Origin of the sequence: Snodgrassella alvi, assembly GCF_002777855.1 — a bacterium.
GTDB lineage: Bacteria > Pseudomonadota > Gammaproteobacteria > Burkholderiales > Neisseriaceae > Snodgrassella > Snodgrassella alvi_E.
Genome location: NZ_MEIK01000002.1, coordinates 1 through 23,810 on the forward strand (window position 1 = coordinate 1; position 23,810 = coordinate 23,810).

The 23,810-nt window shown below is 40.9% G+C and carries 39 protein-coding genes; 21 read left to right on the top strand and 18 right to left on the bottom strand.

Features of this window, described 5'->3' with window-relative positions; all coding sequences use genetic code 11:
* The coding region (locus BHC43_RS00205; RefSeq protein WP_100156119.1) for a tyrosine-type recombinase/integrase at positions 1-866 on the top strand (866 nt) is incomplete at its 5' end.
* On the opposite strand, the gene BHC43_RS00210 is transcribed toward BHC43_RS00205, so the two are convergent.
* The 15 genes from BHC43_RS00210 to BHC43_RS00270 form a co-directional block, all read right to left on the bottom strand.
* A complete protein-coding gene (locus tag BHC43_RS00210) occupies positions 855-1,124 on the bottom strand; it encodes a hypothetical protein (RefSeq protein WP_100156120.1) in 270 nt (89 codons plus the stop codon). The genes BHC43_RS00205 and BHC43_RS00210 overlap by 12 nt on opposite strands.
* 99 nt (positions 1,125-1,223) lie before the next feature.
* The gene (locus BHC43_RS00215) at positions 1,224-1,961 is read right to left on the bottom strand and encodes a hypothetical protein (protein ID WP_100156121.1); all 738 of its coding nucleotides are present in this window, start codon (positions 1,959-1,961) and stop codon (positions 1,224-1,226) included.
* 35 nt (positions 1,962-1,996) lie between these two features.
* Positions 1,997-2,488, bottom strand: coding sequence for a hypothetical protein (locus BHC43_RS00220; RefSeq protein ID WP_144078720.1), 492 nt, complete (start codon positions 2,486-2,488; stop codon positions 1,997-1,999).
* A gap of 57 nt (positions 2,489-2,545) precedes the next feature.
* Positions 2,546-3,391, bottom strand: coding sequence for a Rha family transcriptional regulator (locus tag BHC43_RS00225; protein WP_180297396.1), 846 nt, complete (start codon positions 3,389-3,391; stop codon positions 2,546-2,548).
* 25 nt (positions 3,392-3,416) lie between these two features.
* Entirely contained in the window at positions 3,417-3,545 is a 129-nt protein-coding gene (locus tag BHC43_RS10845; protein ID WP_257377902.1) for a hypothetical protein, read from the bottom strand.
* Between the two features lie 94 nt (positions 3,546-3,639).
* Entirely contained in the window at positions 3,640-3,810 is a 171-nt protein-coding gene (locus tag BHC43_RS10625) for a hypothetical protein (RefSeq protein WP_180297397.1), read from the bottom strand.
* A 170-nt stretch (positions 3,811-3,980) separates the two neighbouring features.
* Positions 3,981-4,712, bottom strand: a complete 732-nt coding sequence (locus BHC43_RS00230) for a SprT-like domain-containing protein (protein WP_100156124.1) — start codon at positions 4,710-4,712, stop codon at positions 3,981-3,983.
* 43 nt (positions 4,713-4,755) lie between these two features.
* Positions 4,756-4,995, bottom strand: coding sequence for a hypothetical protein (locus BHC43_RS00235; RefSeq protein ID WP_100156125.1), 240 nt, complete (start codon positions 4,993-4,995; stop codon positions 4,756-4,758).
* A gap of 64 nt (positions 4,996-5,059) precedes the next feature.
* Positions 5,060-5,521, bottom strand: a complete 462-nt coding sequence (locus BHC43_RS00240; RefSeq protein WP_100140641.1) for a hypothetical protein — start codon at positions 5,519-5,521, stop codon at positions 5,060-5,062.
* Between the two features lie 26 nt (positions 5,522-5,547).
* The gene (locus BHC43_RS00245) at positions 5,548-6,165 is read right to left on the bottom strand and encodes a hypothetical protein (RefSeq protein WP_100156126.1); all 618 of its coding nucleotides are present in this window, start codon (positions 6,163-6,165) and stop codon (positions 5,548-5,550) included.
* 82 nt (positions 6,166-6,247) lie between these two features.
* On the bottom strand, positions 6,248-6,976 hold the full coding sequence (locus BHC43_RS00250; RefSeq protein WP_100156127.1) for a hypothetical protein: 729 nt from the start codon (positions 6,974-6,976) through the stop codon (positions 6,248-6,250).
* Positions 6,977-7,043: 67 nt separating this feature from the next.
* Positions 7,044-7,661: a hypothetical protein gene (locus tag BHC43_RS00255; protein WP_100156128.1), complete on the bottom strand. Its 618-nt coding sequence runs from the start codon at positions 7,659-7,661 to the stop codon at positions 7,044-7,046.
* Positions 7,662-7,701: 40 nt separating this feature from the next.
* Positions 7,702-8,361: a hypothetical protein gene (locus BHC43_RS00260; RefSeq protein ID WP_100156129.1), complete on the bottom strand. Its 660-nt coding sequence runs from the start codon at positions 8,359-8,361 to the stop codon at positions 7,702-7,704.
* A gap of 530 nt (positions 8,362-8,891) precedes the next feature.
* Positions 8,892-9,605: a hypothetical protein gene (locus BHC43_RS00265; RefSeq protein ID WP_144078721.1), complete on the bottom strand. Its 714-nt coding sequence runs from the start codon at positions 9,603-9,605 to the stop codon at positions 8,892-8,894.
* Positions 9,606-10,274: 669 nt separating this feature from the next.
* The gene (locus tag BHC43_RS00270; RefSeq protein WP_100156131.1) at positions 10,275-11,000 is read right to left on the bottom strand and encodes a LexA family transcriptional regulator; all 726 of its coding nucleotides are present in this window, start codon (positions 10,998-11,000) and stop codon (positions 10,275-10,277) included.
* A gap of 112 nt (positions 11,001-11,112) precedes the next feature.
* Here BHC43_RS00270 and BHC43_RS00275 point away from each other — a divergent pair, with 112 nt between their 5' ends.
* From BHC43_RS00275 to BHC43_RS00325, 11 genes are all read left to right on the top strand, one after another.
* Complete coding sequence (locus BHC43_RS00275; protein ID WP_100156132.1) at positions 11,113-11,319, top strand: Cro/CI family transcriptional regulator; 207 nt, start codon at positions 11,113-11,115, stop codon at positions 11,317-11,319.
* 30 nt (positions 11,320-11,349) lie between these two features.
* Positions 11,350-11,562 carry a helix-turn-helix domain-containing protein gene (locus tag BHC43_RS00280; RefSeq protein WP_100156133.1) on the top strand — a complete coding sequence of 71 codons (213 nt, stop codon included), beginning with the start codon at positions 11,350-11,352 and terminating at the stop codon, positions 11,560-11,562.
* A 9-nt stretch (positions 11,563-11,571) separates the two neighbouring features.
* Positions 11,572-12,408 (top strand): helix-turn-helix domain-containing protein, encoded by an 837-nt coding sequence (locus BHC43_RS00285; RefSeq protein WP_100156134.1) that lies wholly within the window; start codon positions 11,572-11,574, stop codon positions 12,406-12,408.
* Positions 12,408-13,049, top strand: a complete 642-nt coding sequence (locus BHC43_RS00290; RefSeq protein WP_100156135.1) for a hypothetical protein — start codon at positions 12,408-12,410, stop codon at positions 13,047-13,049. Before BHC43_RS00285 ends, BHC43_RS00290 begins: the two co-directional genes overlap by 1 nt.
* Positions 13,050-13,076: 27 nt before the next feature.
* Positions 13,077-13,361 carry a hypothetical protein gene (locus tag BHC43_RS00295; RefSeq protein WP_100156136.1) on the top strand — a complete coding sequence of 95 codons (285 nt, stop codon included), beginning with the start codon at positions 13,077-13,079 and terminating at the stop codon, positions 13,359-13,361.
* 121 nt (positions 13,362-13,482) lie between these two features.
* On the top strand, positions 13,483-13,752 hold the full coding sequence (locus BHC43_RS00300) for a hypothetical protein (protein ID WP_100156137.1): 270 nt from the start codon (positions 13,483-13,485) through the stop codon (positions 13,750-13,752).
* Positions 13,749-14,066, top strand: a complete 318-nt coding sequence (locus BHC43_RS00305) for a hypothetical protein (RefSeq protein WP_100156138.1) — start codon at positions 13,749-13,751, stop codon at positions 14,064-14,066. Before BHC43_RS00300 ends, BHC43_RS00305 begins: the two co-directional genes overlap by 4 nt.
* Complete coding sequence (locus tag BHC43_RS00310) at positions 14,063-14,413, top strand: DUF1064 domain-containing protein (RefSeq protein ID WP_100156139.1); 351 nt, start codon at positions 14,063-14,065, stop codon at positions 14,411-14,413. The genes BHC43_RS00305 and BHC43_RS00310 overlap by 4 nt, the downstream gene beginning before the upstream one ends.
* Complete coding sequence (locus BHC43_RS00315; protein ID WP_100156140.1) at positions 14,413-15,012, top strand: DUF1367 family protein; 600 nt, start codon at positions 14,413-14,415, stop codon at positions 15,010-15,012. Before BHC43_RS00310 ends, BHC43_RS00315 begins: the two co-directional genes overlap by 1 nt.
* A 2-nt stretch (positions 15,013-15,014) precedes the next feature.
* A complete protein-coding gene (locus BHC43_RS00320; protein WP_100156141.1) occupies positions 15,015-15,308 on the top strand; it encodes a DUF1364 domain-containing protein in 294 nt (97 codons plus the stop codon).
* An 8-nt stretch (positions 15,309-15,316) separates the two neighbouring features.
* Positions 15,317-15,817 carry a hypothetical protein gene (locus BHC43_RS00325; RefSeq protein ID WP_100156142.1) on the top strand — a complete coding sequence of 167 codons (501 nt, stop codon included), beginning with the start codon at positions 15,317-15,319 and terminating at the stop codon, positions 15,815-15,817.
* A 164-nt stretch (positions 15,818-15,981) separates the two neighbouring features.
* Here BHC43_RS00325 and BHC43_RS00330 read toward each other — a convergent pair whose 3' ends face one another.
* Both BHC43_RS00330 and BHC43_RS00335 read right to left on the bottom strand, forming a co-directional pair.
* Positions 15,982-16,404, bottom strand: a complete 423-nt coding sequence (locus BHC43_RS00330; RefSeq protein WP_100156143.1) for a type II toxin-antitoxin system HicB family antitoxin — start codon at positions 16,402-16,404, stop codon at positions 15,982-15,984.
* A 28-nt stretch (positions 16,405-16,432) separates the two neighbouring features.
* The gene (locus BHC43_RS00335; protein ID WP_100156144.1) at positions 16,433-16,612 is read right to left on the bottom strand and encodes a type II toxin-antitoxin system HicA family toxin; all 180 of its coding nucleotides are present in this window, start codon (positions 16,610-16,612) and stop codon (positions 16,433-16,435) included.
* Positions 16,613-16,813: 201 nt separating this feature from the next.
* Between BHC43_RS00335 and BHC43_RS00340 the strand changes: the two genes are divergently transcribed.
* Entirely contained in the window at positions 16,814-17,245 is a 432-nt protein-coding gene (locus BHC43_RS00340) for a hypothetical protein (protein ID WP_100156145.1), read from the top strand.
* Entirely contained in the window at positions 17,242-17,556 is a 315-nt protein-coding gene (locus BHC43_RS00345; protein ID WP_100156146.1) for an HNH endonuclease, read from the top strand. The genes BHC43_RS00340 and BHC43_RS00345 overlap by 4 nt, the downstream gene beginning before the upstream one ends.
* On the opposite strand, the gene BHC43_RS10630 is transcribed toward BHC43_RS00345, so the two are convergent.
* On the bottom strand, positions 17,474-17,659 hold the full coding sequence (locus BHC43_RS10630) for a hypothetical protein (protein WP_180297395.1): 186 nt from the start codon (positions 17,657-17,659) through the stop codon (positions 17,474-17,476). The genes BHC43_RS00345 and BHC43_RS10630 overlap by 83 nt on opposite strands.
* A gap of 139 nt (positions 17,660-17,798) precedes the next feature.
* On the opposite strand from BHC43_RS10630, the gene BHC43_RS00350 reads away from it, so the two are divergent.
* From BHC43_RS00350 to BHC43_RS00380, 7 genes are read left to right on the top strand one after another with little or no spacing between them, the layout of a single operon-like run.
* Entirely contained in the window at positions 17,799-18,272 is a 474-nt protein-coding gene (locus BHC43_RS00350) for a terminase small subunit (RefSeq protein ID WP_100156147.1), read from the top strand.
* Positions 18,273-19,991, top strand: a complete 1,719-nt coding sequence (locus tag BHC43_RS00355; RefSeq protein WP_100156148.1) for a terminase large subunit — start codon at positions 18,273-18,275, stop codon at positions 19,989-19,991.
* Positions 19,992-19,994: 3 nt separating this feature from the next.
* Positions 19,995-21,239: a phage portal protein gene (locus BHC43_RS00360; protein WP_100156149.1), complete on the top strand. Its 1,245-nt coding sequence runs from the start codon at positions 19,995-19,997 to the stop codon at positions 21,237-21,239.
* A 5-nt stretch (positions 21,240-21,244) separates the two neighbouring features.
* Complete coding sequence (locus BHC43_RS00365; protein WP_100156150.1) at positions 21,245-21,892, top strand: HK97 family phage prohead protease; 648 nt, start codon at positions 21,245-21,247, stop codon at positions 21,890-21,892.
* Positions 21,893-23,116 (top strand): phage major capsid protein, encoded by a 1,224-nt coding sequence (locus BHC43_RS00370; RefSeq protein WP_100156151.1) that lies wholly within the window; start codon positions 21,893-21,895, stop codon positions 23,114-23,116. It begins immediately after the preceding gene.
* Between the two features lie 38 nt (positions 23,117-23,154).
* On the top strand, positions 23,155-23,472 hold the full coding sequence (locus tag BHC43_RS00375) for a head-tail connector protein (protein WP_100156152.1): 318 nt from the start codon (positions 23,155-23,157) through the stop codon (positions 23,470-23,472).
* Positions 23,469-23,810 carry a phage head closure protein gene (locus BHC43_RS00380; protein WP_100156153.1) on the top strand — a complete coding sequence of 114 codons (342 nt, stop codon included), beginning with the start codon at positions 23,469-23,471 and terminating at the stop codon, positions 23,808-23,810. Before BHC43_RS00375 ends, BHC43_RS00380 begins: the two co-directional genes overlap by 4 nt.

Below are 23,810 nucleotides of genomic sequence, written 5' to 3' on the forward strand. Positions count from 1 at the left end.
ATATAAATAATCGAAAACTTGGATTAGCTCCCAAAAATATCACTGTTGGTGACCTTATTCAACGATACATGAAAGAAGTTACTATCAAGAAACGAGGCAGTAAAAATGAATGTATTAGGCTTGGGTTAATTTTAAAAACAGATTTAGCAAACGTTCTTACTTCGGAGTTATTACCTGTGCATGTCGCGCAATGGCGTGACGATAGATTAAAACAAGTTCAATCTCCAACGGTTGCGCGAGAACTAAGCACGCTATCAAGCGTTTTTAATTACGCTTTAAAAGAATGGAGCTTGATTAACGATAATCCAGCAAGAAAAATTACGAGGCCTAAAGGTAATAAAGCAAGAACGCGCAGGCCTACAGATGATGAGATTACGCGTATTTGTTTTTGGTGTCACTATGATGATGACACCCCGCCGGTGCTCAAAAAGCAGAGGGTGGCTTTAGCATTCTTGTTTGCAATAGAAACAGCTATGCGGGCTGGCGAGTTGTGTGGCCTAAAATGGCATGATATCGACTTTAAACGCAGGGTAGCACACTTAGAAATGACTAAAAACGGTTACTCTCGTGATGTCCCGCTATCAAAGGCAGCACTAAAACTACTTCGCCAGCTTGAACAAATCAATTTAACTACTGTTTTCGATCTTGACCCCGACTCATTAAGCACCACATTCAGGCGCGCTTGCCGTAGTTGCGGAATATATGATTTACATTTTCATGATTCGCGCCGCGAAGCTTTAACAAGAATGTCTAAAAAGGTTGATGTAATGAATTTGGCGAAGATTTCAGGGCATAGAGATATAAAAATATTGCTTAATACATATTATGCCCCCGATGCATCCAATCTAGCAGATTTACTTGATTAGCTGTTTTCTTTCTGCGAATTTCTTAACCTCCAAAGGAATCCATAAAGAATGCGCGGTTTTATTTAACTTAACCGGTCGAGGGAAATCAGGTTTACAGGCGATGCGGGTTTTAAAATGACCGGGGGAGCATGAAAAAAAATTAGCGCACCGTTCTGCGTTCCATAAATTGCTATTATCTGTTTGAGCCCGTATAAGGGCATCAAGTTTATCAAGAATTCCGGAAAATAAATTTACTATTTCATTTTGAGATATAACCATGTCTTGTGCTCCCAATAAAAAAATAAGCCGCTATAAAAACGGCTCGTTCTTGAACATTTTTAAATTACATTGTTAGCTAACCCTTTTATATTTTCTGGGTTAGTTAGAAGAGGGTTGGATTAAACTAATTTTGGCATAAATATTTCCATTAGATATAATACTTTGCGTGTTTATTTCATACGCCCAAATTCCCGCGTTACCATAAGCCGCAATATTTGTGGCTTTTATTGTTTCCCCCACATCAATTCCCGCGAGACCATAAGCCGCAATATTTGTGGCTTTTATTGTTTCCTCCACCGAAATTCCCGCGAAATCATGAGCTGCAATATTTATGGCTTTTATTGTTTTCCCCGCCCAAATTCCCGCGTTACCATGAGCCGCAATATTTGTGGCTTTTATTGTTTCCGCCGCCGAAATATCCGCGAAATCATAAAGCGTAATATTTTGGCCTTTTACATTTTTCGCCTGAATAACCACCCGCCCAGTTAAATTAACATCATCCTCAATATTTAAGTCGCCATTACCAATAATGATATGGTTACCATCAATACTGGACTTAATGTCTATATTGCCGTTATGAATGATAACTTTTTCTGTTAATTCGGTTAGAACTAAGGGCTCCTGAGTCGGTGGATAATTGTTGACTAACCACTTGGCGTAGTCTACGTATTTTAAGGGGTTAAGGGCTGTGTTGGCTAATATTTGAAGCTTTCTAAGCACTTCAGTGAGGGTAGCGTGGCCGCTAGGGTACCACCTTTTAAACTCCTCAATCCCTCGGTCACATGCATCTTTTTCAGAAAGGAGGCCAAGTGTCAATACAACCTCTTTTTTCTGCATAATATTACCCTTTCTTAGCTATAAAACACTGGGTATTAAATATAAAAGCCAGCTTTAGGCTGGTTATAATTTGACGGGACATTTTTATGAATTTGGAATTTTCTTCCATCTATGGGTTTGCCATCATTTAGAATGTCTTTGGTTAGTATGATATAACCAACAAAATCGTCTTGAAGATACAGCCCTGTTTTAACATGCTTATCAAGAAAGTCATATATAAGGGACTGCAGCTCTTGCTGCTTCTCTTCACTCAGATTACTGAAAGCCTGATATTCATCTAATTCTAATCTGTACTCTTCTTCAGTCTGTCTATCTGATTTCCAAAGCTCAAGCTCAACATCAAAAGCACAGCACTCGCTAGCGTCAATAACTTGTTTTGTATAAACTGATATAACCAAATCTTGTTTATAAGCATCTTCATCATAGGCAAACTTACAGCGCAGCAAGTCATCGATTGAATCTAAAGGAGAGTCCCGCATGTTTGCAAAGTAACAGTAATCATCAGTACATTTAATGCATTTATTCATTTGTATATACTCCATTAAAAAAGCCAGCTGATTAGCTGGCTTGAATCTGTTACACAATCAAATGATAACTTTAGGATGTAGTTCTTCAATAGGAACATCTAATCTTGAAAGGCTGCATTCACCGTGAATTACTCTAATACGTTTGGCTAGCTCAATCAGGTACTCGGCTTGCTGTTTAGTTTGCCGTAAGAGTTTCCTAAACACATCTGCATCAACGCAGTTATAGCCGTCAATGTTTTTGACGTATTCGACGGTAGCATTTTTAACGATGACGAGCCATCTGCCATCTTGATTAAGCAAAGTTTGATTATTAGTGACAGGCTTAAACAGTTCAGGTGCATCGGGTATGCTTTGCAAGTATTTTAAGGCGGCAGTTAAATGTTTTACAGGCATCGATTTATAACTATCGATTTCCAAATACGCATGTAATCCAGCGTATATCCTTTGGTACGATTCACCCGTACGTTGACTACGTTGTTCTACGGCCAACTGTATTTGCTGCGCCTGTTCTTGGGTGATTAGGTTATTGGTAGCTGCCAAATTTATCTTTAGCTGTTTTAATTTATCAGCCAGAGTATCAAAGGCGGTGATATAGGCAATTTTAACAGCCATTGCAGCTTTACCAGTGAATCCCATTACTAGCAGCATAAAACCGTTTTTGTTTAGTTCGTAGATTTTAGTTGTGTACGCTCCAATCCCTAAATTACTTTTTATTTCTTTTTCTAGCGGCGCAAAATTACGTTTGTAGAAAAAATCAGGGACTTGCGTTCGAATTTCTTCAATTCTACGTAGAACATCACTGTGCTTTTTACCAAAAGCTTTGGCCACAAATTCACTAGTGGTAACAGGTTCAGAATGATTAATTTGAACAAATTGCTCAAAGTCGATTGCTACTGCGTTCATGATTAAATCCTCGTTTAAAGTTAATTTAATCACCGCCAACATGCCAATATTGGGGGTGAACTAAACAAGGTTGGCATACCGCTACACGAGGAAAACGGCGCTCTTGCGAGCCCTTGCTTAGTCCACCATTGAAATGGTACAACCGAGCTTGCATAAAAATACCGCTTTGAGCGGTTTATGCTCCTCAATGTATTCAGGATGCCAATCCTGACAGCTCTATTGAAAGCTGCGTAACTATATTAGCTGTTTTAATTTTCATTTTCAACCTCCATTAAAAAAACATCTACGTCAATTTTTAATTCATTTAATTCATTTAATGAGTTATTGAGCAGGGTTAATTGACCTTGAATCCGTTTGATTAGTTCAAATAGTTCACCCAAGTTTTTAACTGAAACTGAAAGAGTTATTTCTTCCGTCATGATTTTTACTCCTAATAAAAAACAAATAAAAAGCCAGCTATTAGCTGACTTAATTTAGCAATCTGTATGACCGCTTACGGCGGTCAATCGGCACATGCCTTTGACTAAGGAAAATCAAACCATGTGCTGCGCGCTGTTATTAAACCCGCCACCTGCGCGCTGGGCGGGCTTCAGGAATCTTCCTCAAAAACGACAGAGCCGCAATCAGGGTTACCGCACAAAATTGATATATTCGGCTTCCCCCATACTGAAGTTTTGCAACATGGGCAAGTGTATTTACTACGATTACTTTTATTAGGCTTCTTGTTTGGAGGTATCACGAAAGGGTTTCCAGAAAAATCCCCATCCTGAGTCTTTACGAGGTTACCAAGAAGTCCTTCTACTATTCCGTCAAGGGTTTGTGTAGAATAAGGGGGCTTAGTATCAAGCCAAGGGAATTGTTCGTACTGGGTAATTAACTCTTTGCATGCGATTTCAAATGCCCCATTTTTAATGATATAGTGAGCCATTGCTTCGCCTGTTTCTTTACCCCCCTCCTTGCCCGTATCGCTTGGATACAGGCCAATCTTTTTCATTTTATCCCCCCACTCTTTATTATGGTATCCTCGTCTGCTGGGCTTTCCGTAATGTTCTTGCCATAAATGCACCTGCTCATGTACAAGAATGGAAAGTAATTCTTGTACAGATTTAATGGCAAAAACACTTGGATTAAGTGCTATTTCGTCTGTTTTTTGATTTTTATGATTAACGAAACGATTAGGAGAGAAATAACCACCGACACCATTTTTTCTTTGAAGAGTTAATAGACAGTGAGGCAATTCATTATTAAAAAGAGTGGCATTGAAATAATCATAAGCATTCTGTAAAAATGCATACATCTCATTTGTTGGCGTTTCTTTCATTTTTTTCCTTGTCTATTTTTGGATTGCACAATCCAAAATCTGTTCAATATTCTTTGTAGGCCTCTGCGTCACCTCGTGTGCGTTCTTTATCCGACATCTGTGCATAGGCATCAGCCATGCGCTTAACCTTTAAATCTGCCTGTAATTCCTTTTCCTGCTTTAGCCGTGCCGAGTAATCACTTTGCATCTGTTCTTGTTCTTGCAAGGTTAAAGCGGGGGAAACAGTTAAAAAGGTAGCCATAAAAAAAACTGCAATGAATGCAGTTATCTGTACCTTTATCATGATTCCTCCTTTGAATTTTACTGGCTAAATATAGGGCCACGGAAAAGCCAGCTAGTTAGCTGACTTATACTATTGACGGGTAAGTTTTATGGATTTGGAATTTTCTTCCATCTATCGGTTTACCATCATTTAGAATGTCTTTGGTTAATACAATATAACCAACAAAATCATCTGTAATGAACACCCCTGTTTTAATACGCTCATCAAGAAAGTTATTAATAATACACTTTAACTCTTGCTTGTCTTCCTCTTTCATATTCTGATATGTATTTCTATCTTCGAAATCATACTCTTCTTCAAATATGCAGTCAGACTCTTCAAGCAAATACTCAACATCAAAAGCACTACACTCGCTGGCTTTAACAATTTTTTTTGTATAAACTGTTATAACCAAATCTTGTTTATAACCACCTTTATTGATGTCAAATTTCCAGTACAACAAATCATCGACTGAATCAAAAATAAGGGTGTCCTGTTTGTTTAAAACATAACAGTAATCATCAGTACATTTAATGTATTTACTCATTGACTATACTCCATTAAAAAAGCCAGCTAATTAGCTGGCTGTGTTCCATTCTGTGGGTTAGAAGAGGGTTGGATTATATTAACCTTTCCATCAATTTTAGCATTATCTTTAACATCAAGGTTTTGGGTGTTTAATTCCACATAAACCCGTATGTAACTATTATCACGAGCGTTGACTACATGTGCGGTTAATATATCAACCCAAATACGAGCCCAATCACGAACGTTGGCTTCTTGAGCATTTATTTCCTCAGCTTTGATAGAAGCATAATTACCATAAACGGTTATTGTTTGGGTATATATTTCCTTAGCTTTAATGTAATCTTCGCCAGAAAGCTCGATACCATCTTCAACGGTTAATCTACCTCCTATAATTAAGCGACAGCCGCCATGTATTTTACTTTTAACGTGAACATCACCGTTATAGAAAAAGTAACCTTTGGGAAGTTTATCTAAAATTAAAGAGTGATGATTTTTTTTGGTGAATGCTATTATACACTCAGCATATCCTACATATCTATCTGCACATTTAGGCTCTGCGTTCGCTAATTCTTGTAACTTTTGTAGCCACTCAGAAAATAATCTAAATCCTTTCTTATAAAGTCTTTTAATAATTCCGAGGTCTAGTTCGTTTTGATTTTCCATAGTATTTGCTTCTAAACTACAATAAAAAAGCCAGCTAATTAGCTGGCTGTGTTTGTATTCTGTGGGTTAGAAGAGGGGCGGATTAAATTACCTCGCCATGAATTCTCGCTTGACCGTTAACTGATATTTTGGCGTCTATTGTTACTGCAAGAATTCCCGAGTGGTCATAAGCCTTAACATTTTTGGCATCTATTGTTCCCGCTGAAATTCTTGTGTCGCCATAAGCCTTAACATTTTTGGCGTCTATTGTTTTATTCGCCAAAATTCCCGAGTGGTCATAAGCCTTAACATTTTTGGCATCTATTGTTTCCGCCGCCGAAATTGCCGCCTCACCATAAGCTGTAATATTTTTGACATCTATATTTCCCTTTGCCGAAATTTTTGCGTGATGATCAGCTGTAATCTTTATGGCATTTATATTTCCATTCGCCAAAATATACGCGTAACTAGCTACATAAACACCACCCTTAATATTTACGTCGCCATTACCAATAATAAAACGCTCACCATAAATACCGGACTTAATGTCTATATTGCCGTTATGAATGATAACCTTTTCTGTAAGTTCATTTAGAACTAAGGTCTCCTGAGTCGGTGGAAAATGGAGAATTAACCAACCGGCATAGCCTATGTAATCTGAGTAGACTATATATTCAGTGGTTGTGCTAACTACTTTTTGTAGGTCACTCAGCACTTCAGAGATGGGAGCGGAGTCGTTAGGGTATTTCTTTTTAAAAAATTCAAGCAGTTTCTCACTTGCACCCATTTTGGCAAGTATGTCAAGCGATAAGAAAATCTCTTTTTCATGCATAATATCTGTCCTTTAACCGGTAACAAAAAAGCCAGCTGATTAGCTGGCTGTGTTTGTTTTCTGTGAGTTAGTTATAAGAATGTTGGATTAAATTAATCTCACCACGAATTCTTGTCCCAGTATCATCCATAATATTTTGGACGTTTATTTTCTCCGCCCAAATTTCCGAGTCACCATAAGCCGCAATATTTATGGCTTTTATTGTTTCTGCCACAATTTCCGCGTAATCATCGGCCATAATATTTTCGGCGTCTATTGTTTCCGCCTCAATTTCCGCGAGATCATCAAGCGTGATATTTTTGGCTTTTACGTTTTTCGCCCAAATTTCCACACATCCATTTAAATCACCTTCAATATTTAAGTCGCCATTACCAATAATGACATGGTCACCAGCTATATTAGCCTTAATGGTCAAATTGCCGTTATAAATGATAATCTCTCTATTAAGTTCGTTTAGAACTAAGGGCTCCTGAGTCGGTGGGAATGTGTCGAATAACCACTTGGCGCAGTCTACGTATTTTACGTATTCAGTGTCTGTGTTAGCTAATATTTGAAGGTAACTAAGCACTTCAGAGAGGGTAGCGGAGCCGCTAGGGTACCACTTTTCAAAATCTTCAAGCTCTTGCTCACTTGCACCTTTTTCAGCAAGTATGCTAAGTGTCAATACAATCTCTTTTTGCTTCATGCTATTTACCTTTGTAAACGGTAACAAAAAAGCCAGCTACTTAGCTGGCTGTGTTTGTATTCTGCTGGTTAGAAGAGGGGCGGATTAAATTAATATCGCCATGAATTCCATCATAAGAATCATCTATAATATTTTGGGTGTTTATTTTCTTCGCCGAAATTCTTGCGTTGCCATAAGCTGCAATATTTATGGCGTCTATTGTTTTCTTTACCCAAATTGCCGCGTAGCCATAAACCGCAATGTTTGTGGCGTCTATTATTTTCGCCGCAATTCCCGTAGAATCATCAAGCGCGATATTCTGGAATTTTGCTTTTTTCACCCAAATATATGTGTTGCCAGTTAAATTAGCACTACTCTTAATATTTAAGTTACCATTACTAATAATGGTATATTCACCCTTGACACCTTTCTTAATAGTCAAATCGCCGTTATGTATGATAACTTTTTCTGTTAATTCGTTTAGGACTAAGGGTTTCTGAGTTGATGGGAAGCGGAGAAGTAACCACTTGGCGTATTCTATGTATATTTCGTATTCATCGTAGTCAGCACTTGTGCTAGCTAATTCCTGAAGCTTTCTAAGCACTTCAGTGAGGGTTGCGTGGCCGTTAGGGTACCACTTTTCAAAATCATAAAGCCCTTGTTCGCAAGCGCCTCTGTCAGCAAGGAGTTCCAGTGACAAGACAATGTCTGTTTTCTTCATGATATCTATCCTTGTTACCGGTAATAAAAATGCCAGCTAGTTAGCTGGCTGTAGTTGTTTTCTGTAGATTAATTAGAAGAGGGTAAGTCAATTAAAATAATCTCGCCAGTTTTGGACAAAAACTGCGCGTTTACGTATAGGTTGAGAATAATATTCACGGTAATTAGCTTTAGGCATGGGTATATCTTCTATTGGAATGTAATGAGTAATCTCTTCTAATGAGTGTCCCGACCATTCTGGCGGCTCGATAGAATATAAATAATCTGTACGCACTCTGCCCTCTGGTTTATTGGTACGACGCACAATTAAGTAGACGCCTTTTTAGTAGGCCACCCATCTTTTTCTACTGAATGCCAATTAATATGATTAATCATCACTTTATTCTCCTTGAATTAATTGAAATATTGTAAACCTGTAATACGCTGCGATTAAATCCAAAAACTAAAGCCTGTTTAGGGGCAGGCTTAGATTTTTGAACTAGTGTATGTTTAGCTGGTTTTTAAGTGTTACTCCTCGCTACCATCATCGCGCTAAAATGGCATGTCAGGTTGCGCATCTGGTTCAGCTGGTACCTCAGGTACAGCCTTAGGCTTAGTAGGATTAATCTGTTGTATGAGGTGTTCATACGCTCGTACAACATCCTCTTCTGAGGTAAAAAGTAGGCCTGATTCCAAAAGACGCATACAACGGCTTTCATTGCAATTAAATGGCTGTTGTATATAACCACATGGAGTAAAGGTGCTTAAGGCAAACACTATTGTTCCATCTGCAGGGGCTTCGGTTAGACAATTGAAGTTTTGTCTTAAGACTTCGGCTTTCAGCGCTGCTAAAATAAATTTAGCTGCTGCGCTGGCGTCCTTTTCGGAGGAAAACAGCATGTGGTTTTTTAGAGCTTTCTGATGCTGCTCATGAGACTGAGAAAAACCTATTGAAAAACAGTATTGAGTCATGGTAAAAGCAATAACCCAAACCTCAGCACTCTCATCCGGCTGAGAAGTAATGCATCCGGGGAGAGGTTCTGTTTTACGCATCAAATTTAATATAATATTTGCAGCGCATTTTGCGTGTTTTTCCTCTTCAAAAGCAATACCTCTGTCCAGTACCCTATAATCAAAGCCATCCGCATCAAAAGTATATTTAAACACTTCTAAAGCCTCACTATCATCTTTAAAAATAGGCTGCACAGTAAAATAAACAGTTCCTTCATTTGGGATTTCTTCCATAGGTTTAATCTTCTTAGTCATTTCTATCTCCATTAAGAAAAATTAAAGCCAGCGAATTTGCTGGCTTGGTGTATAAATTTAAAAACTAAAGCGCACCCACTTATTAGCAAATGCGCTGCGGTTTTTAAACTTACTATCCTGTGTAACGATATCTATGTATTTGTACATTTTGATACAAACTATATCAGATAATTTTTGAAGTCGTTCTCCTTTCATATAAATTCTTTGGATTTTTAGACTTGTCTGTCTGTAAGCCTTACCGGCCTACCGGTTTTGTTCTGGCCGCCCGCTAAGGCTTAACGGCTTGCCAGCAAGCTCCTTAACTTGCCTCGGGCTTTTATATTCCGCCGCCCTGAGCCGATGCGGTGAAGCTGTATTGCTTCGATGTATGTAGTTTAGAAAACTAAACTTATGAAGTCAAGAAATATTTAGAAAACTATACAAAAAAAAGAGAATAATATTTTAGTTAATTGATTTTACTAAGAAATCTTATTTATAATTCTAAACATTTTTGTTGTTTTAAGGTGATGCCTATTCTTGGCAAAAGGGTTTTGCTGCTTAGTATTTATATAACTGTTGATACATGGTTAGAGTTTAGTGCATCAAATAAACTAATGAATGTAATCAATTACCAAGCAAAAAAATACTGCAACCATGTGCAGTATTTTTACTTAAGAATTAAAAATTAATTTATACATCTAGAAAATCTAGGGGTAACGCTTTCCAAAATTTACCATGAATTATTAATTGGTCTAGCTCATTGGGATTAATATCAAAATCCGTATCTGAATATAGTTTATTATCAGATATAACCCTTATTACACCGGATTTCCCTCTTGCTAGCCTTTTGATATAGGTGTACCCATCAAATGTAATTAGGTAAACGCCACTATCTTGAAATCTGTCAATGTCGGTTTTGATAAGCGTTATAGAACGTCTTGGGATTGTTGGTTCCATTGAGTCACCATCAGGGGGCATTAGTTCTACCCCTTGAAGGCTTGTGGTGCCTAATAACTCAATTAGAGCATCATTAGGGATTTCTATAGTTCTAAGAAGTTCTGGAAATTCAGGAATTACGGTTCCTTGTCCGCAAGAGGCTTTCATGTCGTACAATTTTAGAGTTGTGGAATTACTGTTTACTTCTTCCAATGCGCTAGATTCTTTATATGCTGAAATGGGAGCGCTATTAGTTCCATCTTTATATTTCGAGCCCGTTCCATTGACTAGCCATTGTGACGAAAATCTTGTTTTCTTCTCTAATTCTAACAACGGCTTTGTTCCCAAGCCTGTCTCGCCACTAAACCACTGATTAACTAATCCCTTGCTTACTTTAGCAAAGGTTGCTAATTCGCTTTGCGTGGTCAAACCAGATTCAACCATCAATTCTTTTAAACGGTCTCTTAGTGTACTAGGCATATTAATTCCTTACATTTGTTTAGCAGTCTAAACAAAAAAAGGTATAGTTTGCTTGACTTTACATTGTTTAGTAAACTATACTTTATCCAGTTTTCTAAACTGGAATATATAAATGTATGAAAAAGATGAATTATTCATAGAAAGTATAGGTGGCGTCACTAAGGTAGCAAAATTATGTGGCATAACTCGTGGAGCAGTTTCTCAATGGAAAAACAACGGAATTCCTAAAGCACAACTTAATTTTTTAAAAACACTTTACGCAAAAGAGTACATGGCAATTTACATCGAAAAACAACCAAAAATAGCCAAAAATTCTTAAAAGGCAAATGCTTAGAATTGGGAAAATTCAATGGTGAATAAACCAACTCAAAAAGTTCAGATTCTTGAATTCATGCGTGCCGGTAATTCGATTACCCCATTAGAAGCCCTGTACAGATTTGGCTGTATGCGCCTAGGCGCAAGGATTTATGACCTTAAACAAGATGGGCATGTAATCAGCACGCAGCTTGTTAAAGACGAAAATTCTGGGGCACGTTATGCGTGTTATGCGCTAGTAAAGTAAAGGTGCAATATGAGTGTTAAATTAATGGCCAAAGCTTGGGAACTAGATTTGTCGCAAGGCGAAAAGCTAGTTTTGTTAGCACTGTGCGACCATGCAAACGACGACGGCATTTGCTACCCCAGCCAAGAATATTTAGCCCAAAAATGCAGCATGAGCCCACGCTCATTAATTGACCAAATTAATAAGTTAAAAAAATATGGAATATTAACTGCTGAGCGAAGACAAAAAAACGGTGGGAGATTGGCAAATGTTTATACCATTGTTCTAGATAATTTTACCCAATGTGCAAATTCTGCACGTGAAAATTCTGCACGTGAAAATTCTGCACCTACCAATGTGCAAATTACCGCAGAGTTACCTGCAAATTTTGCACTTTCTATTAAGGAAGAACCATCAAGTAACCATCAATTAGAACCATCAATAGTTGGCACGGGGGTCGCTGACGCCCCCGCAGTGCCATCGCAGCAAGTAAAAAAATCCAAACAAGCAAATCCTGACAATGTTGCGTGTTGGGAGGCATATGCGAGAGCTTATCGCGCCCGATACGGAGTACTACCCGCAAGCAATCAAAAAACAAGAGGGCAGGTTGCCACACTGGTGAAGTATGTAGGCAAGGATATTGCCCCAGCGTTAGCGGCTTTTTTCCTCACGCATAACGGCGGCTGGTTTGTGCAGTGCCGGCATGAATTTGGTTGCTTGCTCAAATCCTATCAGCAGGTACTGACAGACATGCAGCGAGGTGAGCAAATGACGCAAACAAGAGCGCGGCAGACTGAGCAAACCCAAAGCAATTACGAGGCCGCTAAGGGCGCCTTGGCTAAGCTTAGAGCGAAAGGGCTGGCGTAATGAGTGCAGAAAAAATCATGCAGGCAATTGCCGTCACGGCTGAATTAACCGGTACGCAATTATCCGATAACGCTATGGCGGTTATGGCAGAAGACTTGCTGGCGTATCCGCTGGATAAAGTTTTAATTGCTTTTGAGCGGTGCCGGCGAGAGCTCAAAGGCAAATTAACCCTAGCTGCAATACTGGAGCGTATAGACGACGGGTGGCAATCTGCGGAAGAAGCATTTAACGCTTTGGTATCGGGTTGGGAAAACGACAGCATATCAATCTTGACCACACACACTGCTATGCAGGCGGCACAAAGTGCAACAGCATTATTTAACGCGGGAGACAAATACCGCGCAGGGATGGCATTTAAAACCGCTTACGAGCGCATGGTTAGCGAAAAGAAAGCAAAAGGCATGCAGCCTGATTGGTTTGTTAGTGCTGGAGTGGATAAAGAGCAGCTGGCGCACGTGGTCAAAGAGGCCACCATGAAAGGACTCATCACCCAAGATTATGCATTGACCTTGCTGCCAGCCTCTCAAGAGCGCATAGACATTGAAACAGGCAATTTACTGACAAATGAGCAGAGGGCGACGGGCAAGGAAAAACTAGGAAATTTAATCAATTTAATAGCGCACAAATGTGCAATGAGCTGACAACGTCTAATTGGAGCATTGGTAAAAATGAAAATTAAATACATAAAAGATTCGGCAGAAAACAAAATTAAGCACATAAAAGAGTGGGCTAAAACCAAAATTAAATACATCAAAATAGCGGCTAAATTGTGGTTAGTTATACCTCATAAGGTACGGCGCGAACTGTTCCCCAGTGAATTTAAAGCGCTGTGTGAGTCATTGGTAATGTTCTGTTTAGGTTTTATTTTTTTATTGTTATGGCTGTTTCCATTCCCCGTCATTTTCCTTTGGGCACTGTATTTAGAAAATGTGGATAAAAAGGAGGGGATATGAATACCTGTATAGCATGCCGCCATTGGTTGTTGAGGGGAAAGAATAGCAACGGCAAATATATTCAAATGAATTAATAAAAATGCCGTCAACAACTTATGCAAATTGAAAACAGGAGTAAAAAATGACTATCGTAATAAATGTGCCATATTCTATCGATAAGATTAAAAAAACATTCAAAGAGGGTAATGATACATATGCGTTGCTTATGATATCTAACTGCCTAAATCATTTGCAGGCTATATCCAATTTATCTGGCGCATTAATCAATGATGACCGCCTTGATAGCGGCCTTGCTGAAGAGCTTGAGAGCATCAAGCTCCAAGCAATATGTTTAAAAAAAGAATTATACAGTTTAAAAAATCTCCACTTTCCTCTAAGGGAAATTGAATGATAAACGCCATTGAAATTGAATATCTAACGGACATAAATCCAGCCATCCTTAAAGAGCAAGTACAGGCATGTCGAAGATTATGGAAGATGGTAATAATTTATGCATTACGGGAAGCCCGCGACCGAATAGCAAACACAAAATCAAAGTATATTGAACAGGCGATAAGAAAAGAGATGCGATATTTCGAAAGCCCAGATTTTAAAAAATTATGTGAACTTGCTGATATTGAAATTAAATCTGTTGCGATTAAGCAGGGGTTGCGGACGTTACGGAAATGGGATGCTCGCACACCAGCTACAAAGGCTAAACGATGATTAAACATTTTTACGCCCTTGGCCGCCTGCCAGTTGGTCAGATGAATAAAACCGAATGCGCTTACGAACAAGAGGTTTTAAAACCAGCCTTACACGCGGGCAAAATCGTTTGGTATCTCTTTGAGAGTGTCAAACTCAAACTGGCCAATAACACCTTTTACACCCCTGATTTTATCGTAATGAATGCTGATAGAACGATTGAAATGCATGAAGTCAAGGGTTTTTGGATGGATGACGCAAGAGTAAAAATCAAAGTAGCCGCAAATCACTACCCGTTCAAATTTATTGCAGTTAAGCGTGCGACCAAAAAGCTTGGCGGAGGTTGGGTTATTGAGGAGTTCAAATAATGGAAATCATGGCCGTTAAAGCTGTCGATAATAGTTTACGCCCCGTTACTCCTATTGATGCCGATGCTGTCAACAAACTAAAGATAGGACAGGCGGTTAAACTCAAAGTGACGACGCAAAAGCCTCGCAGCTTGCCGCACCATCGACTATTTTTTGGCGGGTTATTGCCTCTTGCCTTTGATTACTGGCAGCCAGCAGGCGGCCTAATTAGTCCGAATGAGCGCGGTGTTGTTGAATGGGTAGCGAAAAGGTTGGACAAGTTTGCAGGAAACAAAGGCATTATCGTGGCCGCAGCTGAAGAAGCCTTGTCATTATTGGCCAAAAAACGAGCCGAAAAAATTCCAACCTTAGAAAAAGATATTAACGCCTTTCGGGACTGGCTGACAAAAGAGGCCGGCTATTTTGAGCTTTTTATTACGCCCTCCGGAGTAATCAAAAGAGCTAAATCTATTAGCTTTGCAAATATGGAGCAAGAAGAATTCAACGCATTCTATAAGGCATGTTTTAACGTGTGCTGGAACATGATTTTGTGTAATAAATTTTCCAGTGAAGAAGAAGCACAGGTTGCAATAGACCATCTTATGTCATTAGGTAACTAGCCATGAGCAAAATTACTCAATCAGCAAAAGGGCAACAATGTCAGGTGCGTTTAGAGGGAATCTGCAACGGCAATCCGGAAACGGTCGTTTTAGCACATTACAGAATGTCAGGTACGTGCGGTACTGGGATTAAGCCCAACGATATTTTAGGCGCGTACGCCTGTAGTGCTTGTCACGATGAAGTAGACCGCCGGACAAGGTATTTAGATGCGGATACTGTGCGACTTCATCACGCGGAAGGCGTTTTGCGAACACAATTATTATTACTCAACCAGCATTTAATACGAGTAGGCTAGGAGCGATTATGTACGAATCGATAGACGATATGCTGTGTGAAGTTTTCTACATTAAAAATACTCTCATAATGGGCAAAAGTAATTCAGCGCGTATAGAAGAGTGGATTAAATCTAAAGGCGTCATTGACAGAGGAACATCGGGATTAACTCAGCATGATTTACACGCAAACAGTGCCATGATTTTGAGCCGAGTAGAGAATATTTTAAATGACATTGAATGGACATATATTCAAGCTGAATATGGCTATGATTTGTCAGGGATTATTGATTTAACTAATTATATAGTAGCTAGAACTAATGGGCTAAGCCGTTTGGAAAGCGATACATTATTGGAATATTTGTTTGTTGGGCAAATTAAACAGTCAACTATGCAAGACAAATTTAATTGGAGCAAAGGAAAGCTGTATAGAAAAATAAGACGGATTAAATTGGTAATTAACCGTCTTCATAATAATTGCATCATCAAGCTGGAGTCAAAGATGGAAAGCTATTTAAGTAAAAATATGTAATATATATTACAAATAAATAATATGACTAGAAAAAAGCGGGGAAAATATATACAATTTTGCTATTCTTCGGATAAGACTTACGGTAAGAATAGTTTAATTTTAGATGTGTGTTTAATTTGGTTTGCACAATCCAAAACGCCAGCAATTTAGCTGGCGTTTTGTTGTTAATTAGCGCTTGCTTTAGTACTTGTGCTATTCATTCTGTCAAGCGCTGCCTTGGCTAAAAAATTAGAACGAGAGTCATGGGTTAATGTCACATAGCTGTCTACTTTGTCTAGTAGGTATTTTGGCCAGCTAACATTAAAGCGTTCTGGCTTTAGGGTCAGGTGATTGATATTAACTTCGATGCCAATCCATTGTGCGCCGGCATAGTCAGGGTTGGTCATGAGGGTTTCAAGGGTGGGCTGGTGTATTTCAGGTTCTTCGCCATCTTCCAGCATGCCCTCAATATGGAACAAAATGGCCTGCTTGGTTTCTTCAATGGCCTTATCAAGTGTATCGCCGTAAGAGAAGCATCCGGACAAGGCGGGCACGGTTACACCGTAGCCGGTATTTTCGTCCTTGTGAATAGCGATGTATAGAAACATGATGTGCCTTTCTTGTAACGCCAGCCTATTACAGGCCGGCTTGCTTGAATATGTTTTTAATTGTCCCTTTTGGTAAATCCTTTTTAGGGTGAGGGACGGTAACGCGCCCTGATTTGCTGGGGTGTTTGAATTGATGGTGGCTGCCTTTGGTTGCGACCTCGTACCATCCATCGTTGAGCAACATTTTTATCACAGCAGAGCTATTCATAATCCCCCCTTGTTTGTGTGTATTATTACACACCGGAAAAAAAATAACAATAATAATGCGTATTTGTTTGTATGAATTTTATTTGGCGGAATGGCGTGTGCTGTTCCGTTTTTTGTTTTAAGCAGGTTTACTACAGATAGTAATTTTAGATGAAACCTAACCCCATGCGCTTGCATGGGCTTTTTTTTGGAGCAGCTCGTAATGAGTACATTAGATATTAAACAAGCATACCTTATAGGCCTTGGGCAAGGTGTCATCCAAGCCAAACAAAACGCAGAATTAGCCGAAAGGACACAAAAGAGATTGCAGCGGATGTGTGTAGAGATTAAAGAGGCTATTGGACTGGAGGGGCTAGAAATTGAAGCTAAAGCGAGCCTATGGGACGAGTCGCTAAAAATAGAAATTAAAATGAATGGCTTTGTTTTGTTTGCGCTTACCGCTCCGAATATTAGCAATGGCTTTCCATTAGTAGTTAACTTTGAGGCGCCTCTATGTAAATTAAATGTAGTTAATTCACAGGAAGAGTTAGAGCAAGTTATATGTGACTATATGTCTGATGCGAGTGTGGGGAAGCGATTTTATGAAATGCTGCAATGGATTGAGTTACCAGCTCATGTTAGGGATGAGTTATGAAAATACCAACATTAAAGCCTAGCTTACCCGAGTACACAAACACACGGGCAACGGTATTCAAAGACAAGGCGGGGGCAACAAAGCGCATTAGGGGATATGAATGGCAGTTAATCAAGCGCCGGATACTGGAGCGAGACAACTACAGGTGCCAACATTGCGGCCGAGTTGGAGGGATTTTACAGGTTGACCACATCATTCCGCTTGAGCAGGGCGGGAGTAATGACGACATTAACCTGCAGGTATTGTGTTCAGAGTGTCACCAGCAGAAAACAACAGAAGAACTACGCGAGAGATATAGGCGTGGATGGTAAATAAGAACGAAGATGAACGCGGCAAAGAATTTAGAGCAGTACCGGCGCGGTCGTGGTGCTGTGTGTGCCATGCCATGGTTGTACCCAGATGGGATAGTAACATAAGGTTATTATCACGGTAGGGTGGTAGTAAAGTTCGGTTACTATGCGCTCCGACACCGCGCGTTCCCTCACCAATAAAAAAAAAGGCCTGTATACACCTGTTAATTAACAAAATCTGCTTAAAAAATAGGCAATATAATATGATTTTAAATGAAAAACAGGAATTATTCGCGATTAACGTTGCGGCGGGCATAAATCAGACGGAAGCGTGTATTAATGCGGGTTACAGCAAGAATGGCGCCGCGGTCGCCGCATGTCGATTAATGAAAAATCCGGCCATTTTAGCGCGGATTGAAGAGCTGAAAAACCAGCAAAACGGAATTAACAAAAAACTTAACAACCCTGTTAAGTCAGATGTTAATGATGTTAATACGGAAAGCCGGCCGACAGCTGAGAATAATGACCCCTTACAGTTTTTGCTTAATGTCATGCTTGATGAGGATTCGCCGCTTAAATTGCGCGTTGATGCGGCAAAAATCCTGATGCCATATAAGCATGGCCGCATCGGGGAAACCGGTAAAAAAGAGGCGGCCAAGGATGCTGCGGCACAAAAATCGCGCCTTGGCGGGCTGTCTGCACGCTTAGAGCAAAAAGGACTACGAAAGGTAAAATAAATGGCTGATTGGGTAACAGCCTGCCCCGATTGGGAAACGCGGATTGTTAACCGAGAGTCATTAATACCATGTAAGCCGCTGTTTCCAGAGGTGGCAGAAATTGCAATAGAGGTTTTTGGCGATTTAATTGTGCCGGATATGGCGGGGTTGCCCAAAATGCGCGACGTTATGCCGCCGTGGGTATTTGATTTCGTCGGCGCGATTTTTGGGGCGCTTGACCCTTATACGCAACGGCGATTGATTAAAAAATTCTTTTTGCTGATTAGTAAAAAAAACGCTAAATCAACGATTGCTGCCGGCATTATGATAACGGCGCTTGAATTGAACGAGCGGCATATGGCAGAAGCCATCATTTTGGCGCCAACCAAAGAAGTTGCGGACAATTCATTCAAACCCGCTGCGGGCATGATTGAGTTTGATGAGGAAATGAGAGATAAATACATCATTTCCAAGCACACGAAGACTATAACCCATCTGGCCACGGATTCTACTTTAAAAGTTATTGCGGCCGATGACAAATCAGCCGCAGGGGCTAAGGCCTCTTTTGTTTTAATCGATGAAATGCATTTATTTGCAGATATTGCCAATGCTGAATCTATCATTAAAGAGGCCACCGGCGGTTTGATGTCTAAGGTTGATGGTTTTTTAATCATGCTAACCACGCAATCAAAAGCACCACCGGCTGGTGTTTTTAAAACCGAGCTTGAGTATGCGCGCTCCGTCCGTGATGGCAAGATGGCAGACGGCGAAGAAATGGTAGATAAAACCTATTTGCCAATAATTTATGAGTTTCCGCCTCCGTTGATTAAATCGGGGGCATATAAAAAGCCCGAAAACTTCTATATAACCAACCCAAGCCTCGGCTACTCAGTAGACGAGGCTTATTTAATAAGCGAATACCGTCAGGCTGCGCTAAAGGGCAAAGAGGCGTTAATTGAGTTTGAGGCCAAGCATTTAAATAAAGAGGTCGGGCTTAATTTGCGTTCTGACCGCTGGGGCGGGGCGGATTACTGGTTACAGCAGACTGATGACACCCTGACACTAGATACCCTGCTGGAACGTAGCGAGGTCGTTGTAATTGGCCTTGATGGCGGGGGTAATGATGATTTATTCGGTTTAGCTGTCGTCGGACGGGAAAGAGGTTCGCAGCACTGGCTATCATGGTGTTACGCATGGGCAAATCCACCCGTACTAAACAACCGTAAGGACATATTGCCGCAACTGGACTCATTTGCCAAAAATGGCGACCTGACTTTGTGCGAAAACGTGGGTGACGACCTAGAAGAAGTGTCCGAGATATGTTTGAAAGTGCTGCAAACGGGGCTTTTGCATTCGATAGCAGTTGACCGCTACGGCATGGAGCCGGTTTTACAAACCATACAAAATAAAATCATTGCCAATAATTACCCATTTCCGGCTGACCTTTTTAAGGCAATTTCGCAAGGTTTCAAAATGACCGGCACCATTAAGGCTACGGAACGGGCTTTGGCAAGTGGAGAGATGTGGCATGCCAATCAGTTGCTGATGAATTGGAATGTTGGTAATGCGCGCGTTATTCAGTCGGGTAACGGCATTCAAGTTACTAAACAATATGCCGGATTTGCCAAAATTGATAGCTTAATGGCTTTGTTTGATGCTGTTGCGGTGATAGCCACCAATCCGCCATCACGCTGGGGCGGCAATATTGATGATTTTCTGGAAAATTATATCATAGGTTAGTACATGGGAACTTTGCAAGACGTTGGATTTTGGCGAAATCTGGTCAATTTTTTCCGCCCACAAATGAAGTTAGGCAAAGGCGAGCGGATGCCACCAATATCGGGCGGCTCGTCGGTAAGTGGTGTCACGGTTACCCCTGAAAAGGCATTAAAACTTTCTGCGGTCTGGTCTTGTATCAATTTGCGGTCTGGTCTGGTGTCTACTTTGCCATTTTCTTTGCGAACGGCCGACAAAAAGAGCGCGATAAACCATCCGTTATATGACATTCTGTGCTATGCGCCTAATGCCGACATGACGCCGGCGGAATTTTGGCAGGCAATGATGACGTCTATTGATATACACGGGAACGCCTTTGCCGAAATTAAGCGCAAAGGCGAGCGAATTATATCCTTGGAGGTTTTGGACGCCGATAAAGTGACGATAAAACGGGCGCAGAATGGTGCGGTGCAATACGAATATAACGAGGGGGACGGCATTCGGACACTGAATGCGCGTGATGTCTTCCATCTTAAGGATTTTACTGTTGACGGTATAACCGGCCTTTCGCCTTTGTCGTATGGCGCGGATATTCTCGGTTTACAAATTCATGCCAATGACACAACCGCATACGATTACAAAAACCGCTTTAAAGGGCGTGATGTGATTGTTTACAGAGGAGCGGGACAGGGTGGCACATCCATATTGACAGAGAAGCAGCGCGATGAAACAAGGAAATGGCTGGAAAAATTTTCCGCAGCCAGCGAAGCTGGTAAAACGCCGGTTCTTGAGGGTGGTTTTGACCTTATCAACCGCGCACCATCTCTAAGCCCGATTGATGCGCAGTTACTGGAATCGCGGCTTTTTGGCATTGAAGAGATTTGCCGATGTTTTGGCGTGCCGCCGCAGCTGATAGGGCATACCAGTAAATCATCAAGCTGGGCATCAAGCTACGAAAATACGGTATTAAGTTTCCAAGCATTTGTGCTGGTGCCGAGACTGACACGAATTGAGCAGGCGATTGAACATAAATTGCTTAGTCCTGCTGAACGTAAAATTCTAACGCCTAAATTCAACACAGAGGGCTTGTTACGAGCCTCTCCGGATAAACGTGCGAGCTTTTACACCTCCATGGTACAAAACGGTATCTATACGCGTAATCACGTGCGCGACCTTGAAGACTTGCCAGCAGTCGAGGGGGGTGACGAATTAACCATTCAATTAAATATGGGGACGCTTAACCATGCAGCAAAGGAGCCTTTAAAGGATTAGACATAATGAAAACTAAGCATTTAGATGTCCAACTTGATATTAAATCCGTCAGTGATGACGGTTTTTTTTCGGGTTACGGTTCGGTTAGTGGGAACAAGGATTCTTACGGCGATGTTGTGATGCGAGGCGCATTTACTAAGACGCTAAACGAATGGCAAACCCGAGGCCGATTGCCGCCGGTATTGTTTAATCATGATTGGGACAAGCCAATTGGATTTTTTACTAAGCTGGTTGAAGATGACCGCGGCTTATATGTAGAGGGTCAGTTATTAATTAAGGAAATTGAAAAAGCACGGGAAGTGCATGCCCTGTTACGAGCTAAAGCAATTGACGGTCTTTCGATTGGATTTCAACCGGTACAAAAAGAACACGACCGCAAAACAGATGTCACAAAATTACTGGAGGTTAAATTATATGAAATATCTATTGTAATTTTTCCAGCTAACCCAGAAGCAAGGGTTAACTGCGTCAAATTTGAGCACGGGCTACCGTCTTCAGAAGAGTTTAAAGAAATATTGAGGCAAAACGGATTTAACGAAAAGCAGGCCGCTGTCATACACGACGGCGGTTTTTTATTGCTGTCACAAAAGGCAGCACCCAAACAACATAATTCTGTGATGAATGACGTAATACAAATTTTAAGAGGTAATTAAATGGCAGATACGAACGGAAACGAGGCAATTGAGCTGGCTAACGTATTGAAGCAAAAGCAGGACGAGACAAACAAGGCGCTTGACCAAGTTAAGGCGCTTGGCGAAGAGCTTAGAGGCAAAACGGAAAAGTCGGATAAAGTCACCGACGAGCTTAAAACCGATATTGACAAGCTTTTGACGGACATAACTGGCCTGAAGTCTCAAATTCAAGAGTTAGAGCAGTCACAAGTGCGTAATCCGGTTGCAGAGCAAAAAAATATGACGCTTGGCGAGATGGTTACTAAATCTGGACTTCTAAAGTCTGCCGAGGCGCTATCAGCAGAGGACAATATTAAAATTAAAATTGACACAAAAGCGATAGGCGTAGGTGCCAATTTAGGGTACAACGCCGGCGCACTTACTCAACCACATATTACGCCTGTGGTTACACCCCCTAATCAGCGGCTACTGGTGCGGGACTTGCTGAGTCCCGGACACACAGGAAGTCCTGCCATAACAGTGCCAAGAGAAACCTTATTCGAAAACGCTGCGGAAATAGTCGATGAAGGTAAAAGAAAGCCCGAATCCAATTTGAATTATGACTCCGAAGTGGTGCCAGTAGTAACAATCGCACACTTTATTAAAGCAAGTAATCAGGTGTTGAGTGATGTGCCTGCTTTGCAGTCAATGATTAATGAGCGCTTGGCCTATGGCTTAAGACTGGTAGAAGAGCAAAAATTGTTAAATGGCACAGGACAACTTAAAGGCTTAATCCAGAGCGCTACACCGTTTCAGAATGTAACCACTATAACCTGTAGCAATGCTATTGACCAATTACGCTTGGCGATGCTGCAAGTTGCGTTATCCGGATACAGCGCGACAGGCCACGTTCTTAACCCAATGCAGTGGACAGAAATAGAAATGTCTAAAGATGCCATCGGACGTTATGTAATCGGCAATCCGCAAGGACAGATTACCCCATCGCTGTGGGGGTTACCTGTAGTGGTAACGCCATCTATGAAGCAGGGGCAATTCTTAGTCGGTGCTTTCAAAATGGGGGCACAGATTTTTGACCGCTGGGACATGGCGGTGGCTATTGCCTTTAATAATGAAGATGATTTTGTAAATAACATGGTCACTATTCGGTGTGAGGAACGGTTGGCGCTGGCTATTTACTCTCCAAAAGCGTTTGTAACCGGTACGGTACAGTTCACTTTGCCACCGCAGTCTGACAAAACTAACTAATGTAGTTCATCCCGCCCCACTCAGGGGCGGCTGGGGTCATGATGATTACAATTAATGATATTCGCAAGAATTGCCGGATTGATGATAACAGCGAAGATGGATTGCTGATGATTTATCTAGCGGCAGCTAAGGAGGCGGTAAAACAGTACACCAACCGGAATTGGTACGAGTCGGCAATACCGGAAAACGACCCAGACGGCATGCTTTATAACGATGCAGTAGATATGGCTTTACTGCTGATTACTGCGCACTGGTACAAAAACCGTGAAGCCGTTTCCGCGTTAAATGCCTCATGGCTACCGTGTGGGGTGGCTTTTTTATTGCAGCCTTACATGATGATGTGGGGTAAAGAATGAGTATTGCAGCAGGGAAACTAGACAAGCGGGTGTTGTTACAGCGTCCACAGCTGAGCAAAGGCACGCTGGGAGAGTTTGATAAAAAATGGGTCAATGTCGGGTATTTGTGGGCAAATATATCCTATCTTTCCGGCCGTGAGTTTATTAAAAACGGATTGGACTCTTCTAGTTGCAGCGCATCCATTCAGGTGCGCCGCAGTAGTCTGACGTCCAACATTAGCCCCGAGTGGCGCATTATCTACAATGACATTATTTTTAATATACAAGCGGTGCTGCCTGACTCTTCGCATTCAGAGGCAATTAACCTGCCCTGTACAACTGGACTCAATGAGGGTTAG